Origin of the sequence: Patulibacter medicamentivorans, assembly GCF_000240225.1 — a bacterium.
GTDB lineage: Bacteria > Actinomycetota > Thermoleophilia > Solirubrobacterales > Solirubrobacteraceae > Patulibacter > Patulibacter medicamentivorans.
In genome coordinates this window covers 1-17,229 of the sequence record NZ_AGUD01000255.1, presented here as the reverse complement: position 1 = coordinate 17,229, position 17,229 = coordinate 1, and the positions used below count along the sequence as shown (strand labels likewise).

Genomic DNA, 17,229 nt, shown 5'->3' with positions numbered 1-17,229 from the left:
AGCGCCTCCGCCGCGGCGGCAGGCGGGCCGTCGAGGTCCAGTCCGTCCGCGACCACGATCCGTCCCACGCGAGCGGGGTCGAGCAGCGCGCGGCCGCGCTCGCCCGCCACCAGCAGCGTGACGTCGGCGGCGGTCCAGCCGTCGCCGATCGCCGCCAGCAGCGGCAGCGCGCGCTCGGGGTCGGCGGCGACGACCGCGACCGGCGTCCCTGCGCCCGGGTCGCTCACGCCGCCAGCACCCGGTCGGCGTCCGCGAGCAGCGAGGCGATCGCCGTCGCCCCCTCGTCCTGCGGGACGATCCGCGGCGCGACGGTCCGCGCCGGGACCGGCTCGACGACGAGCGGCGCCGTCGGCCAGCGGGAGAGCGGCCCGTCGTCCGGCTGCGACGCCGGCGGGCGGACGGTCACCTGGGCGCCGCGCGACGCGATCACGGCCGCGAGCCGCGGAGCGCGCGGCGCGATCCCGCCGTCGCTCAGCGACAGCACCACCGGCAGCGCCGCGGACAGCCGCTCGCGCCCGCCGTCCTCGGCGACCCGCCGCGCCACGATCCCGTCCCGCGAGAGGTCGGCGGTCCGCGCGCGGGCGACCAGCGGCCAGCCGAGCAGCGCGGCGAGCGCCGCCGGGACGGTCCCGGAGGAGCCCCCGAAGCTCTCGTCGCCGAGGGCGACCACCGCCACGTCACCGAGGCGCCGGGCGGCGGCGGCGATCAGCCGGGCGACCGCGACGACGTCGAGCGTCCCCGCGCCGGGATCGATCCGCTCCAGCTCCGGGACGCCTCGGGCCTGCGCCGCCCGCAGCGCGACGTCGGCCTCGGCGCCGCCGATCGCGATCGCGGTCAGCGCCACGGCGTCGTCCGCCTGCCGCCGCTCGACGGCCCAGGCGACGGTCCGCTCGTTGACCGGGTCGAGGCGGTGGTCGGTGGTCGGCTCGAGGCCGCCGTCGACGGTGGTCCGCACCAGCGGCGCGGCGAGCCCCGCCGGCATGATCGGGAGCAGGATCCGCAGCACTCCAGCAACGTAGGTCAGGCCCGAGAGCCGAACGTCCTACTGCTGCCCGATCCTCGGGCCGTCCGATTCGTCAGCTGTCGCGGGTTGCCGGGTCGCGCCGCTCGTAGCGTGGGCGCCGTGCCCCGCATCGACCCCGCCGCCCTCCGCGCCCTCGATCCCGACACGCTGGACCGCCTGCGAGCCGAGGAGCTGCGCCTGCTGCTGCGCTCCCCGGTTCGCGATCCGCCCGCCGGCGGGCAGGCCGCGCCCGCACCGGCGCGGGCCTTCCAGCGCGGGCTGCCGGGCTTCGCCCCGACCCCGCTGCGCGACGCGCCGGAGCTGGCGCGGGCGCTGGGGGTGGCGCGGGTGTCGATCAAGGACGAGTCGTCGCGGCTCGGGCTGCCGGCGTTCAAGATGCTCGGGGTCGCGTGGGCCGGCCACCGCGCCGTGGTCGCCCGGCTCGGCCTCGACCCCGAGCGGGTCACGAGCGTCGAGGCGCTGGCGGCCGCGGTCGCCGACGGCCCGCCGCTGCGGCTGGTGGCGCCGACCGACGGCAACCACGGGCGGGCCGTCGCCCGCTTCGCCCGCACGATCGGGGTCGCGGCGCACGTGGTGGTGCCGGCGGCGATGCGCCCGGCGCGGATCACGGCGATCGCCGAGGAGGGCGCGAGCGTCGAGCAGATCGACGGCAACTACGACGACGCCGTCGCGCACGCCGCCGAGACGGTCCGCCGAGGGCCGCACGACCTGCTGATCTCCGACACCACCAACGGCGTCGAGGACGCGGTCGCCGGCTGGGTGATCGAGGGCTACGAGACGATCGGCGCCGAGATCGACGAGGCGCTGGACGAGCGGCCGGAGCTGGTGCTGGTCCCGATCGGCGTCGGCGGCCTGGCCGCGGCGATCGCCCGCAGCCTGCCGGACCCGCGGACCCGGCTCGTCGGGGTCGAGCCGCTGGAGGCCGCCAGCACGATGGCGTCGGTCGCCGCGGGCCGGCTGCTGATGCTGCCCGGCGACACCGACTCGATGATGGCCGGGCTCAGCTGCGGCACCCCGTCCGAGGCGGCATGGCCGATCGTCGCGCCCGCCTACGCCGCGCACCTGGCGATCGGCGACGCCGCCGCCCGCGCCGGCATGCGCGTGCTGCGGGAGCTCGGGATCGCCGGCGGGGAGTGCTCCGGCGGCGTGGTCGGCGCGCTCCTGCAGGCCGTCGATCGGGCGCCGGCGGCCCTGGGCCTGACGGCCGGCAGCACGGTCGTCCTGATCGCGACCGAGGGCGTGACCGACGCCGACGGCTACGACGCGCTGGTCGGGCCGGCGGGCGTCGCCCGGGACTGAGCCCGAAGCGGGGCGCCGCGCGCCCCGTCCGTGCCGCGGCCGGCGTGGGGGAATCCCCTCGACCTGTCCCGCACACGTTGCCATCCCTGTTTGGCCGGAGTACGTTCGCGCCTGGGTCAGCACCACCACCAGGGGGAAGCAGATGACGGTCCACGCAGGGGCGCGCTTCGTCGACGCCGAGGTCGTGTCGTGAGCGCGCCCACCACCGCGCCGGTGACGCCCGGCGCCGGAACCCAGCGGTTCTCGTTCACCGCGCCGGTCGCGGCCTTCCGCAACCCGCTCAAGCCGCTGCCCGAGCAGCCGGTCGTGCAGGCCGACGGCGGCAAGGACGTCCGGCTGACGCAGGGCTACGCCGAGGCGATCGTCTCCGCCAACGGCACCGCCCAGGGGAAGAGCTACCCGAACCTGCTGCAGTACCTCTGCCGCGACCCCAACTCGCCGTCGTGGTCACTGCAGCCGTTCGCCGGTGGCGGCAACCTCTGCAACGGCGCCGTCGTGATCGCCCAGGTGCCGGGCCGGCCCCCGAGCACGATCAACTGCGCCTGGATCGACAACAACGGGGCGTTCCGGATGGCCTCGATGACCGGCCAGCAGACGTGGTCCGGCGCGACGAGCCCGCCGAACCCGACCGCCTACCCGAACAAGTACGACCCGGCGAAGTGGAACCGCGAGCTGAGCCACCTGCAGGTCGCCTACACGCCTGCCCAGGCCAACGGCCGCGGGCGCAACCCGATCCTCTACGCCACCCAGAGCGACACCTACCTGGTCACCGTCCGCTGGACGCCCCACGGCCTGCTGACGACCGTCTACGAGGGGCTCGGCGGCGGGCTGCCCTACAACGACCTGACGCTCGTCCCGCTCGACGAGAGCAACTTCGCCCTGATCGCCAACGTCACGGGGAGCAGCGATCTCGGCCTCTGGATCGGGACCTACGGCGCCTCGCGGATGCCCCGCGCCAGCTGCTTCTCGGGCAATCCGTCGGGCAGCGGCAGCGGGACGCTGCGGCAGATCGCCGGCGGAGCCCTCAGCCCGGCGATCATCGACGACTCCAGCGGCAACCCCGACCCGAGCGCCTCGGTGTGCGCGTTCTACACCGACAGCGACAACGGCCTGCTGGCGTGGCCGGCCTCGCAGAGCCGCTGCTCGCCGGTGCCGACGGTCAGCCCCGCCACGGGGCTGGTGGCCTCGACCCTCTCCGGGTCGGGCAGCCGCTCGAACCTCTACCTGGTCGACGGCAGCAACGCGATCTGGCTGCTCCACCAGCTGCTCTGGACGATGGACGGCAAGGAGCCGTTCTTCGCCCCGCCGAGCCAGGTCCGTTCCGGCGGCGCCGGGCTCGGCGTCAGCGTGCTGGCCAGCGTCCAGCACCCCGCCGAGCTGCCGGCGCTGTTCGTCGTCCGGGAGGACGGGACGCTCGCGCTCTACCAGCTCGACGACGACGGCGGGCGGCTGACGCACAGCGGCGACCAGGCCGCCTACGGCGCCGACCAATGGTCTGGCGGCCCCCTGATCCTCGCCAACAAGCAGCCGTTCAAGATCGACACCCGGAGCTACGCATGAGCGTCACCGCAGACCAGCGCGAGTCGACGGCGTCGGGCTACGTCCCGGTCCGGCCGTTCCCGGTCGCCGTCACCAGCGTCCTGGCCCAGAACCAGATCGCGACCGACCACGTCCTGGTGGACCTCGACGCGGACGGCCCGGTCGCCACGTTCACCAACCCGCTCAAGGGCGGGGCGCCGGAGGCGTTCGCCGTCGTCGACCTCGCCAGCGGCGGCGAGCAGGTCGTCTACGTCGCCCAGGACAGCGCGCAGCAGAGCGGCTGGAGCGTCGGGCCGCTGCCCGGCGGTCCGGGGGCCGGCGGCAGCTGGCCGGCGACGGCCGTGGTCGCCGCCGTCACCGGCTCGACCGACGGGCTGGTCGACGTCTTCTGGAACGACAACGCGTCGCTGCAGCACACCTGGCTGCTGCCCGACGGCAGCTGGGCAGCGCCGCGTGCGATCCACTCGCAGCCGCTCGGCGGGCTCGGCGTCGCCTACGCGGTCGGGGGCGAGGGCTCCCGGCCGATCCCGGTCGTCTACGGGGTCGACGGGGCCGGCGTCCAGCTGGTGACCTGGGCCGGTCCCGGCCACGGATGGGCCACGACCACCTTCCAGGGCAGCGGGTTCTCCGCCACGTCCCTGACCGTCGCCATCGTGCCGACCGGCGGCAGCGGCGGCCAGGCCACGGTCTACGGCGGCGGCAGCTTCTTCGGCGCGAGCTTCGACTTCACGCGGGGCGCGACCATCACCGTCCGCGCGCAGAGCCTGAGCGGCGCGCCGGTCCCGATCGCGGGCGCGTTCGCCCAGGCGACCTCGCCGGCCGGCAGCCTGCTCGCGTACGTGCTCGGCACCGACCAGACGCCCTACGTCGTCGCGATGAGCGGGCCGACCCTGCCCGGCGCGGTTCCGATCCCCTCCCCGACCGCCAGGGTCCTGCAGGCGGTCGCCGTGGCCCAGCCGGCGACCCGTGCCAAGGACGGCACGCTGCTGACCGGGCTGGCGAACGTCTACCTGGTGCACGAGGCGCCCGACGGCACCGTGAACCTCTCGCTCCTGCGCCAGCTCGGGTGGAGCAACGGCGGTCACCTGCCGCAGTGGGCGCCGCCGATCCCGATCGCGTCGTCGGTCGACAGCGCCTACCCGATCCTGCTGCCGAGCGACCCCGACACGGTGTTCCTCGCCGACCGCATCAACGAGGGCGCGCTGGCCGTCTACACCCACGCCGTCACCGACGCCTGGCGCAACCCGGCGACCGGGGTGGTCGAGTGGAGCGCGGGCCCGCACTGGACCGGCGGCGACATCCGCCAGCAGAGCGACCAGAGCTACGACATCACCAGCTACATCGTCCAGGCGACCGTCACCGACGGCAACCAGACGCCGATGGCCAACTACCCGCTCCAGCTGTCGGCCAGCGCGCCGTGCGGCGTCGTCGTCGGCACCTCGAGCTACCCGGTCAGCCGCACGCAGTCGACCACGGTCGTCACCAACGCGGCCGGAGTCGTCAGCTTCTCGATCGAGGCGACCGACCTGGCCCCGCCGAGCTTGATCCTGACCGACCCGGACGGGGCGATCAGCCCGGTCGGGTACTCGGCCGGGCCGGTGTCGATCAGCCCCGCCGCGTCGGTCCAGGCCTACATGTCGACGAGCTCCCAGGCGCAGGCCAACGGCAGCACCGGCACGCTGTCCTACCTGCCGCCCGAATCGCAGACGTTCAGCGCGACGATGATGACCAACGCGACGGTCCCCGGCGCCGGCGACGCCGAGGCCGGCCAGCCCCTGTTCCCCGGCGTCCAGGGCAGCTCGCCGACGATGCCGGCCGCCGACGCGGTGACGAACGTCAACAACATGATGACCCTCGGCTACTCGCCGGTCGGGGACGACGCGGCGCCGCGGGACCCGGCGCTCCGGCCCAAGCCCGGCGCCCCGGTCGGGTTCATCATCAACAACTCCGACCCGACGACCCCGCAGTACGTGCCGTTCGACAGCGGCGCCGAGCTGCGCGCCGCCTGGCGCAGCCAGCACCAGCAGCCGCGGGTGCACCTGCTCCACGACGCCAAGGACGCGTTCTCCGACGCCTGGAAGGGGATCAAGGACGGCGCCACCAAGGTCGCCGACGTCGCCGTCGACATGGAGAAGGGCGTCGTCTCGATGGCGATCTGGATCGGCAACGAGGCGACGGAGATCGGCGACTTCGTGATCACCTGCGTCGAGGACGCCTGCAACGCGATCGTCGCGGTCTACTCGGCGCTCAAGGCGGTGATCAAGGACGTCATCGACTTCCTCAAGGCGCTGCTCGACTTCGGGAACATCTTCAACACCCAGTGGGCGTTCCAGCAGTCGCTCAACGAGGGGCTGCTGGCCGCGAGCGAGATCGTGCAGTGGGCGACGCAGCAGCTGAACCCGAGCGGCGGCTCCGGCACCCAGTCGAACTTCTTCTCCGGCCTGACCTCCAAGGTCGAGGCGACGTTCGGCAGCGCCGGCACCCAGTTCCAGGGCCAGACCGCCCAGCAGGCCGGCGGGTCGAACTGGCAGCCGATGGGCCAGCCGCCGTCCAACAGCGCGACGATCGCGGGAGCCACCACCGGCCTCACCAGCGACGGCGGTCCCGTCACCCCCGCGCAGCTCTCGGCGAACCCGCAGGCGATGTGGATGCAGAGCCAGCTCGGCGCGCAGGCGGCGGCGGCTCCGGCGTCGGCGTTCGACCTGGACGAGCTGCGAGCGCTGTTCGACGGCGAGTCGACCACGGCCCTGGAGGCGGCCGTCGACAAGTTCGACACGATCTTCGACGAGGCGATGGAGGCGTTCGAGGGGGGCGCCAAGGCGTTCGAGCAGGCCTTCCAGGATCTGCTGAACGCGATCGTGGCCGCGATCGACAAGAACGGCAAGCACGACCCGAACAACCTCCAGAACGTCGCGATGGCCGACCTGCTCGACGCCGAGGAGGAGCTGCTCCTCGGGATGCTCGACTTCCTCGACGGGGTCGCCCTGACCTTCCTCGCGATGGTCGACGCGGGGATCACCTGGCTGCTCGACGTCGTCAACACCCCGATCAAGGACAAGTCGGCGCTCGGCAAGGCCGTGCAGCTGCTGTACGACGGGCTGTGGGACGTCGCCCGGCTGACCAAGTGGGAGCCGCCGAGCAGCGGTTGGGCCCCGCCGGCCGGCACCACCATCCCGGGCTGGGACCCGGCGAAGGGCATGCCGAAGGACCTGACCTACGCGGGCCTTGCGGGGCTCGTGACCGGCTTCCCGGTCTGCGTCCTCTACGAGATCCTGACCGGGAAGCAGCCGTTCCCGGGCGGGGTCCTGCCGGACGACGCGACCGTGGCCGGACCGGACGTCGGCCAGACGCAGTACGAGCCGATCCTGGCGACCGTCAACATGGTCAACAGCCTGCTGACGACCGCCCGCGACGGGGTCATCGTCGCGACCTACGACAAGGCGAAGGTGCCGAAGGGGCTGATCGGCGGCCTCTCGGGGCTGGCCGTCCTGTCCGGGATCAGCGCGTTCATCTTCCAGTGGCGCGGCCACAAGAGCTGGGACGAGAGCATCGAGAGCCGGTCGATCGCCCTGGCCTCGATCTTCGGCGTCTCGGGCTGGCTGTCGGCGCTGGTCCTGACGTGGTTCAGCAAGTCGCTGTCCTACCGGACGCGGTTCGCCACGGTCTCGACGCTGTTCGGCGTCCTCACGATCGCCTACTCCGACTACCTGGCCTTCCGCGTCAAGGACAAGCTGCCGCCCGACGACCACGCGATGTGGGCCTGGTCGACCTCGATGGGGAACCTGGCCCCGATCCCCGACGTCGTGTCGCTGCTGCTGATCCCCGAGGCGCAGGAGGCGACCGAGGACATCCCGGTCGCCGGCTGCCTGAAGCTGGTCGTCGACGCCGCGTGGGGCGTCGTCATCATCCCGACGCTGGAGATCGGCGAGGCGGTCGAGGTCGGCCGCCACACCTGACCCGCCTGATTCGTCGGACGGTGGCGCGCAGGCAGCGGCGTCAGTTGCCCGCGCGTTCGCGAGGTGGCGTCAGTTGGCGCTGCTGGGCGCGGCGTACTGACGCCACCTCGCGCGCGGCGGCAACAACCGACGCCACCCACGCCTACCGCAGCCCGCGCAGCGCGCTCTGCGCCGCGTTGAAGCCGCACATGCCGTGCGCGCCCGCGCCCGGGGGCGTCGCGGCCGAGCAGATGAACAGGCCCGGGGAGCCGAGGCTGTAGGGGTCCAGCGCGACGCGCGGCCGGAAGACCATCTGGAGCGGGTCGTTCGATCCGGTGATCGTGTCGCCGCCGACGAAGTTCGCGTTGTAGGCCCGGGTCTGGGAGACGTCGCGGACGTTGCGGGCCAGGATCCGATCGCGGAAGCCCGGGGCGTAGCGCTCGATCTGGGCCTCGATCTGAGCGGTCGCGTCGCCGGTCCAGCCCGACGGCACGTGGGCGTAGGCGTAGATCGGGTGGACGTCGCCGTTGGAGCGGGTCGGATCGGCCAGGTACTGCTGGCAGAGCAGGACGAACGGGCGCTCGGGCATCTGGCCCCGGTTCACCATCCGCTCGGCGATCGCCGTCTCCCGCAGGTCGCCGCAGACGTGGACGGTGCCGGCCCGGCGGGTCGGCTCGTAGGTCCACGGGATCCCGTCCTGGACCGCGAACTCGACCTTGAACGTCGCCGGCCCGTGGCGGAAGCGGCGCAGCGCCCGGCCGACGCGCGCCGGGATCCGGTCGCCGGCGATCCGGGCGGCCGCGGCCGGCGCCAGGTCGAAGAGGACCACGTCGGGGGTGCCGAGCTCGTCGAGCGAGGTCACCTCGACGCCGGTCTCCAGCGTCGCGCCGTGCCGCCGCAGCAGCGAGACCATCGCGTCGCTGATCGCCCGCGACCCGCCCTCGGCGACCGGCCAGCCGTAACGGTGCGCCGCGGTCCCGAGCGCGACCCCGATCGCGGCCGACAGCGGGCTCGAGAACGGCCGCAGCGCGTGGGCCGCGACGCCCGCGAACAGCGCCCGCGCCTCGGGCTCGGACCACAGCCGCGCGAGGACGCCGGCCGGCATCCCCGAGAAGGCGCCGAAGCGGGCCATCTTGAGCGGGTGCGACGGCACGCGCGTCATCGGCTGCGTGAAGTCCGGGACGATGTCGTCGAAGCGCTCGGTCAGCCCGCCGAAGACCGCGCTCCAGCGCCGGCCGTCGCTGCCGCCGAGGGCGGCGGCCGTCTCCGCCACCGAGCGCCAGGCGGCCGCTCCCCCGCCACCGTCCAGCGGGTGGGCGTACTCGACCTCCGCCCACCGCCAGGTCAGGCCGTGGGCGCCCAGGTCGAAGCGGCGGGTGAAGGCGTTGTCGACGGCCAGCGGGTGGGCGGCGGAGCACTCGTCGTGGAGCAGCCCCGGAAGGGTCAGCTCGCTGGTCCGCGTCCCGCCGCCGAAGCGGTCCGCCGCCTCGAGGACCGTGACGTCGATCCCCTCGGCGGCGAGCGTCAGGGCGGCAGCGAGCCCGTTGGGCCCGCTGCCGACCACCGTCGCGCTGGTCATGTGGCCAGCGACCCCGCCCCGCCGGAGGCCACCGGAGCCGGGGCCGGCACCGCGGCCGGCGCCGGGGCCGGGGCGGCCTGCCCGCGACCGCCGGGGTAGCTGATCCGCTCGTAGCCCTCGCGGCGCCAGGTGACCTCGGTCGCGATCGGCCCGTTGGGCAGCCACGGCTGCTCGCTGACGCAGTCGTCGACCGACCAGCTGCCGCGCTCGATGATCCCGACCGCCGCGTCGCGGACCCAGTACTGCTGGCGCCCGTTGGCGAACGGCTCCGACTCGACCCAGACGACGATGAACTCGCCCGGCTCGAAGTTGCAGCGCCGCTGGAGGGCGTCGATCAGGATCTCGTTGTGCAGGTGGCCCTCGCCGAAGTTCCAGGCGATCAGGGCGTTGCAGGAGAACTCGGCCTCGCGCAGGTCGTAGCGATCGATGTCGGCGCCGAGGGTGTTGATCATCACCGAGTTCAGGCCGCGGCCCTGGCTGTGCATCGAGCGCCAGCCGAGCAGCTGGTACAGGACCACGGACGCCTCGTCCGGACCGTACAGCTCGGTGAGCTGGTCGATCTGCATCTTGGAGGCCTTCTTCACGTGCTGGTTCAGCTTCTCCTCGGCACCGGGAGCGAAGGCCCACATCCCCGACGCCCAGTTGCCGGCGTACTGCCGCAGGGCGGGCAGGAACGAGATCTGGTCCGGCCGGATGTTGCCCCAGATCGGGAACACCAGCATGCCGCCGACGGTCAGCGCCAGCAGCGCCGGATCCATGTCGCCGAGGCCGTAGCCGGCGCTGCTGTTGTGCCCCAGGAACAGGAAGCCGGTGATGAACATGAAGATCACGTTCCACTCGATCGGCGTCGCCAGCGGGAAGCAGCTGATGATGAAGACGCAGTAGGCGAGCATCACCACGACGGCGGCCAGCGTGATCGTGTCGTTGGTCGAGAACAGCAGGATCAGCGGCACGATGATCTCGAACGCGGTGCCCGGGATGTGGGCGACGAACCGGCCCGCCTTGGACGGGCGCAGGTCCTCGGGGAAGTTCGCGTAGTGCGCGCGCTTGATCTTGGTCGACGTCAGCCACGGGGTGTTGCTGACCATCGGCGGGATCACGAACGGGAAGTGCTTGGTCAGCTTCGAGAAGCCGGCGCCGACCCAGACCATGACGATCAGGATCTTCGCCGCGACGATCATGTCGACGAACGGGAAGAAGGCGAAGAAGATCAGCGCCGGGATGTACTGCTCGCTGCGGGCGGCCAGGAAGATCGTCTTGTCGCGCAGGCCGATCAGGCCCAGGAGCACCAGGATCGGCACCACCGAGGCGGTCGCCATCAGGCCCTCGTTCGGCAGCCCGAGGATCGCGTTCAGGTCGCCGTCGGACTGGCCCGGGATCGCCAGCGCGGCGACGTAGGCCGCGATCAGCAGCGTGTAGAGGCCGACGTCGACGATCGTACGCGCGTCGCCGGCCGTGCCGGGCACCTTCGTCGGCCACGGCGGGACGCGGATCGTGCCGAGCCGGAAGTAGTGGCGGAACCCGGCCGTGAACGGCTTGAAGTGACCGGACAGCGGCCCCCACGATCCGCCCATGCCGAGCGACTCGATCAGCATGATCCAGATCACCAGCTTCTGCCAGACGATCGGCTCGTCCCACCACTTGGCGGGATCGAACGGCGGCAGGTCGGACGTCAGCGTCGCGACGAGCACGCCGCCCAGGATCGTCCAGAAGATCAGCCGGACGAGGTAGATGATCATCGTGATCTTCGGCGCGCCGAAGCCGTACTCGGCCCAGTGCCGCGAGAGGATCTTGAGCCGTTCGAGGTACGGCTTCTGCAGGAAGGTCGGTGGATCGACTGGCGGGAAGTTCCCGGTGGTCAGGCCCATGGCGGGTCTCCTCGGTGGTGGATCGGGCCGCGCTGCCGACGGCTCGGCGCCGGCGCGTACCGCGTGATCGAGCGGTGTGATCGAGCGCACACGAGATTGGCACCGACGACGAGGCCCCATCAGGTGCATCGGCCCACAGATGCAGGGCCCGGGTGTCGCATCGCACACCGCCTGTAGGCTGCCTCGGTGCCCGAGCCACCACGATGGGAACCGCCGTCCGCGGTCGCCGCCGGACGGATCCGCGCGGTCGCCGAGCGGATGCTGGACGGCTTCGATCCGATGATCGCCGAGGTCTCCAACGCGATCCTCGCGTCGACCCCGGCGCTCGCCTCCGATCCGGTGCTCGCCGCCGAGACGCGGGCGAGCACGAGCGCCAACGTGATGCGCTGGATCCGGGCGACGATCGCGCACCCGGGCGCGCCCGTCGGCCACGACGCGCCGCCCGAGGCGCTCGACCTGGCGCGCGACGTCGCGCGCCGGGGCATGGGCCACGACGAGCTGCTGACCGCCTACCGGCAGGGCCAGAACGTCACCTGGCGCGCGTGGATGCGCTGCGCCCAGGAGGAGCAGCTCGACGGCGAGGACCTGGTGGCCGTCCTCGACTACGGCTCCCGCTCGCTGTTCGGCTACGTCGACGGGATCCTCGGCGTGCTCGCCCAGCAGATGGACGCCGAGCGCGAGGCCCTGATCGACGGCGCCCTCAACCGCCGCCGCGAGACCGTGATGCTGGTGCTCGACGGGGCGCCGATCGCCCCGGTCCGGGCCAGCGCGCAGCTCGGCTACGAGCTCGGGCGCCGGCACGTCGCCCTGATCCTCTGGACCGACGGCGGCGCGGTCGCGGCCGGCGAGCTCGAACGGGCCAGCGGCGCGATCGCCCGCACGATCGGAGCCGGGCGGCCGTTCACCGTCCCGGCGGGAGCCTCCGCGCTCTGGGCCTGGGTCCCCGACCCCGATCTGACGCAGCTGCGCCAGGCGACCGAGCTGATGCCGCCCGGCGTCTTCGTGACCGTCGGGTCGATCCACTCCGGCCTCAACGGCTTCCGCACCAGCCACGGCGAGGCGCGCGACGCGCAGCGGCTGGTGATGCGAGGCCCGTCGAGCCCGCGGATGACGACCTACGAGGAGGTCCGCGTCGCGTCGCTCGCGTCGCAGGACGAGGAGCGCGCCGCGAGCTTCATCGCCGCCACGCTCGGCGACCTGCTCGCGGCCGACGGCGAGCTGCGGGAGACCGTCCGGGTCTACCTGCGGGAGGACTCCAGCGCCCCGCGGACCGCGACGCTGCTGCACACCCACCGCAACACGATCCTCAAGCGGATCGCGCGGGCGGAGCGGGCGCTGCCGCAGCCGCTCGCCGGCCGCGGGCTCGAGGTGCGGCTGGCGCTCGAGCTGGCGCGCTGGATCGGGCCCGCCGCCAACGGCCCGCGGCCGGGGACGTAGGCCTGCGCCCCCTCTTGCTCGCGATCAGGCGGCCGATGCACCCGCTGCGGGGTGGCCGGTGATGCGAGCCTGCGAGCCTGCGCGGGCCACGTCGTCCGCGCGCTCAACGAAGCAGCGAGCGGAGGCACGCCGTCATGGCAGAGCAGGCAGCAGCGTCACCCAGCCCGGCCGAGATCGTCGGGCTCCCGGACCGGCGGGCACTGGCCGACCCGGACGGACCGTGCGTGGCGGACGACGCCGTCGCGTCGAGCAACGCCGAGTTCGCGGACCGCGTGCGACGGGCCGCGGGGACGCTGCGGGGCGCGGGCGTCGGCCCGGGCGACGTCGTCGCGGTCGCGCTGCCCAACCGCAGCGAGCTGGTGGTCGCGCTCTTCGCCGCCTGGCGGCTGGGGGCGGCGGTGACCCCGATCAACCCGGCGCTGACGGCGGCCGAGCGGCAGTACCAGGTCGACGACGCGTCGGCCGCCGTGGTGATCGGCCAGGACCTCGACGTCGACGCGCCCACGATCGACGTCGACGCCCTCTGCGCCGGCCCGGCGCTGGAGGATCCGCCGGTCGAGGTCCTCGACGACGCGCTCGCGCTGCTGATCTACACCAGCGGCACGACCGGCAAGCCGAAGGGGGTCATGCTCGACCACCGCAACGTGGCCGTCATGTGCCGGATGGTCGGCGACGCGCTGGCGGTCGATGCCCGCGACCACAGCCTGCTGATCCTGCCGCTGTTCCACGTCAACGGGATCGTCGTCAGCACGCTGACCCCGCTGCTGGCCGGCGCCCGGGTCACGATCGCGGGGCGCTTCAGCCCGTCGACGTTCCTGGGCCTGGTCGAGCGGATCCGCCCGACCTACTTCTCGGCGGTGCCGGCGATCTACGCGATGCTGACCGCGCTGCCGCCGTCGGACGCCGACGTCTCGTCGCTGCGCGTCGTCGTCTGCGGCGCCGCGCCGATGCCGGCCGAGGAGATCGCGCGCGTCGAGCAGCGGCTCGGCGTCGTGCTGGTCGAGGGCTACGGGCTCTCCGAGGGCACCACCGCCTCGACGATCAACCCGATCGACGGCGTCCGCAAGCCGGGCACCGTCGGCCTGCCGCTGCCCGGGCAGGAGGTGCTCGTCGTCGACGGCGACGGTCGCCCCGTCCCCCAGGGCGAGCGCGGCGAGGTCGTGATCCGCGGCGAGAACGTGATGCGCGGCTACCTCAACCGGCCGGAGGAGACCGCCAGGACGGTCGACGGCGACGGCTGGCTGCACACCGGCGACGTCGGGATCCTCGACGAGGACGGCTACCTGCGGATCGTCGACCGGATCAAGGACATGATCATCCGCGGCGGCGAGAACATCTACCCCAAGGAGATCGAGTCGGTCCTCTACGGCCACGACGGGGTCCTCGAGGCCGCGGTCGTCGGCCGCCCCGACCCCGTGCTCGGCGAGGTCGTCGTCGCCTACGTCTCGTTCCGTCCCGACGCCGACCACGACGTCGACGCATTGCAGGCGCTCTGCGACGAGCGGCTGGCGAAGTACAAGCGGCCGGTCGCGATCCACGTGCTCGACGACCTGCCGAAGAACCCGGTCGGCAAGCTCGACAAGCCGGCGCTGCGGACGCGCGACGCGGCCGCGGCCAGCGTCGGCTGAGCGATCGGCCGGGTCCGGCGCGGCGCCCGGACCCGGCTGCCAGGTCCGGGCGCCGCGCCGATCAGCACCGGCGCAGGCACTTGCCGACTCGATCGCTTTGATCTCCGATCGACAATCCGGCATTCGCTAGCCTGACGACATGTCGCGCCTGCCGCTGCTCGTCGACCCGGCCACCCTCCACGAGCGGCTCGGCGACGACGGCCTGCGGATCTTCGACGCGACGATCACGCTCGACCGGCCGGCCGCTGGCGGGCCCTACGCGATCCGCGACGAGCGCGCCGCCTACGAGCGCGAGCACCTGCCCGGCGCCGCCTACGTCGACATCCCCCGCGAGCTGTCGGACCCCGACGCGCCGTTCCCGTTCGCGTGGCCGTCGCCCGAGCGGTTCGCCGAGGCCGCCGGCCGGCTGGGGATCGGCGAGGGGACCCACGTGGTCGTCTACGCGCAGGCGGCGCCGATGTGGGCGACGCGGCTGTGGTTCCTGCTGCGGGGCTTCGGCTTCGACGACGTCAGCGTCCTCGACGGCGGCCTGCCGGCGTGGCGCGCCGCCGGCCTGCCGGTCGAGGCCGGCGCCGTGACGCACCCGCCGGCGACGTTCGATCCCCGCCCCCGGCCCGAGCTGCTGGCCAGCCGCGCCGACGTCGAGGCGATCGCCGGCGGCGCTCCCGCCTGCCTGCTCAACGCGCTGCCCGAGGCGGCCTTCCGCGGCACCGCCCCGTCCTCCTACAGCCGCCCGGGACGGATCCCCGGCAGCAGCAGCCTGCCGTTCGCCCGCCTGCTCGACGACGCGACCGGCCGCTTCCGGCCCGCGGCCGAGATCGAGGCGACCCTGCGGGCGGCCGGCGCGCTGGGCGAGCAGCCGGTCGTCGCCTACTGCGGCGGCGGCATCTCGGCGACGGTCGACCTGTTCGCCCTCGCGCTCGTCGGCCGCGACGACGCCCGGCTCTACGACGGCTCGCTGACCGAGTGGAGCGCCGACCCGGCGCTGCCGCTGGTGGTCGACGGCGGCGCGGCGGCCTGAGCCGCGCGACGGCCGCCAAGCGGTCGAAGTAGGCCGCTGCGGGTGCCGGACCGCGCGGCGCCGCCGCCTTCTGCGTTTTTGGATCCAGAAATGCAATACTCGATCGACGATGGTCGCCGCCTTCGCCGCCAACGCCGCCGACGAGGCCTACGCCGCGCTGCGGGCGCAGATCATCCGCGGCGACCTGGAGCCGGGCGCCACGCTCCGCCAGGAGCTGCTGGCCAAGCAGCTCGAGGTCAGCCGGACCCCCGTGCGCGAGGCGATCAACCGGCTGCAGGCCGAGGGCCTGGTCGAGGTCCTGAGCAGCCGCCGCTCGCGCGTCGCCGCGCTCAGCCGGGCCGAGATCCGCGACATCGGCGACATGCGGCTGGCGCTCGAGCCGCTGGCGATCGGCCTCGCCGTTCCGCGGCTGACGGCGACCGACCTGCGCGCCGCCTCGTTCGCCCTCCAGGACGCGGACGAGGAGGGCGATCCGGCCACCTTCGGCGAGCGCAACTCGCGCTTCCACCTGGCGCTGATGGATCCCTGCGGTCGCCCGCGGCTGCTGGACGCGATCACCTCGCTGCTGGACCTCACCGACCGCTACCACCGGTTCGCCATCGCCGACGAATCCCACAACGACCTGGTCCGCGACGAGCACCGGCGGCTGCTGGACGCCGCGGCGTCCGGGAACGTCGAGGCGGCCGTCGAGGCCACGCGGACGCACGTCGGGGACGCCGCCGCGCGGCTGGTGGCGATGTTCCCGGAGACGGCTCCTTGAGGGCCGCCCGGATCCTGGTCGGCATCGCCTGGCTCTGGCTCTTCCTCGCGATCGGCAACCGCCTGCACGCGTGGCTCGGCCTGCCGATCCCCGGCAGCGTCGTCGGCATGCTGCTGCTGTGGGCGGCGCTCGAGACCGGCGTGGTCCGGCTGGCCTGGCTCGACGACGGAGCGCGCTCGCTGCTGGCGATCCTCGGCCTGCTGTTCGTGCCGGCCGGCGTCGGCGTCGTCGAGTACCTCGACGCCGGCACGGTCTGGCTGCCCGCGATCCTGATCCTGGTCGGCGGGACGCTGCTGACCCTCACCGTCACCGGCCACGTCGCGCAGCGCGCCATCGACGACCGTGGCTGAGCTGTGGATCGCGGTCACGTTGGCCGCCTTCGGCGGCGGCCTCGCGCTCCAGCGGCGGCTGCGCACGCCGGCCGTCCAGCCGCCGCTGGTGGCGATCGTCGCGCTCGTCGTGGTGCTCCTCGTCACCGGGGTCCCCTACGACGACTACGCCTCCTCGACCCACCTGCTGTCGGCGCTGCTCGGGCCCGGCGTCGTGGCGCTCGCCGTGCCGCTGCACCGCGAGCGCCAGACCCTGCTCCGTCACGGCCGCCCGCTGCTGCTCGCCGCCGCCTGCGGGACCGCGTCGGCGGTCGCGGTCGGCTGGGGCGCCGGGAGCCTGCTGCACCTGTCGCCGCCCTGGGAGCTGGCGGTCACCTCGCGCTCGGCCACCAGCCCGATCTCGATCGCGCTCGCCGACCAGCTGCACGGGGCGCCGGCCCTCTCGGCCGTCATCAGCATCCTCGCCGGGCTCGTCGGCGCGGTCGCCGGACCGGCCTGGCTCGACCTGATCCGCGTCCGCGCGCCGGTCGCCCGCGGCCTCGCCCAGGGCATCGCCAGCCACGGCCTCGGCACCGCCCGGATCCTGCAGGAGGGCCACCGTACCGGCGCGGCGGCCGCGGTCGGGATGGGCGTCGGCGGGCTGATCGTGGCGGTCGTGCTGCCGCTGGTCTGGCGCTGAGCCGACCCGGCGGGTCGGTGGCGGCGCGGGCCCGCTCGGACGTCGGTCGCGCCGCCGGTCACCCGGGTCGACCGTGCCGCGCGAGCGCGATCTCGCGCATCGCGCTCGCGGCCGGCGACGGGCGGCGGCCG

Annotated in this window: 13 protein-coding genes; 9 read left to right on the top strand and 4 right to left on the bottom strand. The window is 73.8% G+C overall.

Annotated features, from left to right (window positions below; all coding sequences use genetic code 11):
* Together PAI11_RS26500 and PAI11_RS18155 are read right to left on the bottom strand one after the other, a co-directional pair.
* The coding region (locus PAI11_RS26500) for a hypothetical protein (RefSeq protein WP_040600888.1) at positions 1 to 227 on the bottom strand (227 nt) is incomplete at its 3' end.
* The gene (locus PAI11_RS18155; protein ID WP_007577511.1) at positions 224 to 1,006 is read right to left on the bottom strand and encodes an electron transfer flavoprotein subunit beta; all 783 of its coding nucleotides are present in this window, start codon (positions 1,004 to 1,006) and stop codon (positions 224 to 226) included. The genes PAI11_RS26500 and PAI11_RS18155, both read right to left, overlap by 4 nt.
* A 117-nt stretch (positions 1,007 to 1,123) precedes the next feature.
* On the opposite strand from PAI11_RS18155, the gene PAI11_RS18150 reads away from it, so the two are divergent.
* The 3 genes from PAI11_RS18150 (at position 1,124) to PAI11_RS18140 (ending at position 7,818) form a co-directional block, all read left to right on the top strand.
* Positions 1,124 to 2,323, top strand: a complete 1,200-nt coding sequence (locus PAI11_RS18150; RefSeq protein ID WP_007577509.1) for a pyridoxal-phosphate dependent enzyme — start codon at positions 1,124 to 1,126, stop codon at positions 2,321 to 2,323.
* 189 nt (positions 2,324 to 2,512) lie between these two features.
* Entirely contained in the window at positions 2,513 to 3,883 is a 1,371-nt protein-coding gene (locus PAI11_RS27450) for a hypothetical protein (RefSeq protein ID WP_007577508.1), read from the top strand.
* On the top strand, positions 3,880 to 7,818 hold the full coding sequence (locus PAI11_RS18140) for a hypothetical protein (RefSeq protein WP_007577506.1): 3,939 nt from the start codon (positions 3,880 to 3,882) through the stop codon (positions 7,816 to 7,818). The genes PAI11_RS27450 and PAI11_RS18140 overlap by 4 nt, the downstream gene beginning before the upstream one ends.
* 142 nt (positions 7,819 to 7,960) lie before the next feature.
* On the opposite strand, the gene PAI11_RS28350 is transcribed toward PAI11_RS18140, so the two are convergent.
* Entirely contained in the window at positions 7,961 to 9,376 is a 1,416-nt protein-coding gene (locus tag PAI11_RS28350; RefSeq protein WP_007577504.1) for a phytoene desaturase family protein, read from the bottom strand.
* Positions 9,373 to 11,244 (bottom strand): DUF3556 domain-containing protein, encoded by a 1,872-nt coding sequence (locus PAI11_RS18130; protein ID WP_007577502.1) that lies wholly within the window; start codon positions 11,242 to 11,244, stop codon positions 9,373 to 9,375. Before PAI11_RS18130 ends, PAI11_RS28350 begins: the two co-directional genes overlap by 4 nt.
* A 186-nt stretch (positions 11,245 to 11,430) precedes the next feature.
* Here PAI11_RS18130 and PAI11_RS27445 point away from each other — a divergent pair, with 186 nt between their 5' ends.
* From PAI11_RS27445 to PAI11_RS18100, 6 genes are all read left to right on the top strand, one after another.
* Complete coding sequence (locus PAI11_RS27445; RefSeq protein ID WP_007577498.1) at positions 11,431 to 12,681, top strand: PucR family transcriptional regulator; 1,251 nt, start codon at positions 11,431 to 11,433, stop codon at positions 12,679 to 12,681.
* Positions 12,682 to 12,815: 134 nt separating this feature from the next.
* A complete protein-coding gene (locus tag PAI11_RS18120) occupies positions 12,816 to 14,309 on the top strand; it encodes a class I adenylate-forming enzyme family protein (protein WP_007577496.1) in 1,494 nt (497 codons plus the stop codon).
* Positions 14,310 to 14,448: 139 nt separating this feature from the next.
* Positions 14,449 to 15,330, top strand: a complete 882-nt coding sequence (locus PAI11_RS18115) for a sulfurtransferase (RefSeq protein ID WP_007577494.1) — start codon at positions 14,449 to 14,451, stop codon at positions 15,328 to 15,330.
* Between the two features lie 109 nt (positions 15,331 to 15,439).
* Positions 15,440 to 16,090 (top strand): GntR family transcriptional regulator, encoded by a 651-nt coding sequence (locus tag PAI11_RS18110; protein WP_007577492.1) that lies wholly within the window; start codon positions 15,440 to 15,442, stop codon positions 16,088 to 16,090.
* Positions 16,087 to 16,440 (top strand): CidA/LrgA family protein, encoded by a 354-nt coding sequence (locus tag PAI11_RS18105; protein WP_007577491.1) that lies wholly within the window; start codon positions 16,087 to 16,089, stop codon positions 16,438 to 16,440. Before PAI11_RS18110 ends, PAI11_RS18105 begins: the two co-directional genes overlap by 4 nt.
* Positions 16,433 to 17,098 carry an LrgB family protein gene (locus PAI11_RS18100; RefSeq protein WP_007577489.1) on the top strand — a complete coding sequence of 222 codons (666 nt, stop codon included), beginning with the start codon at positions 16,433 to 16,435 and terminating at the stop codon, positions 17,096 to 17,098. Before PAI11_RS18105 ends, PAI11_RS18100 begins: the two co-directional genes overlap by 8 nt.
* The last annotated feature ends 131 nt before the right edge of the window (positions 17,099 to 17,229 follow it).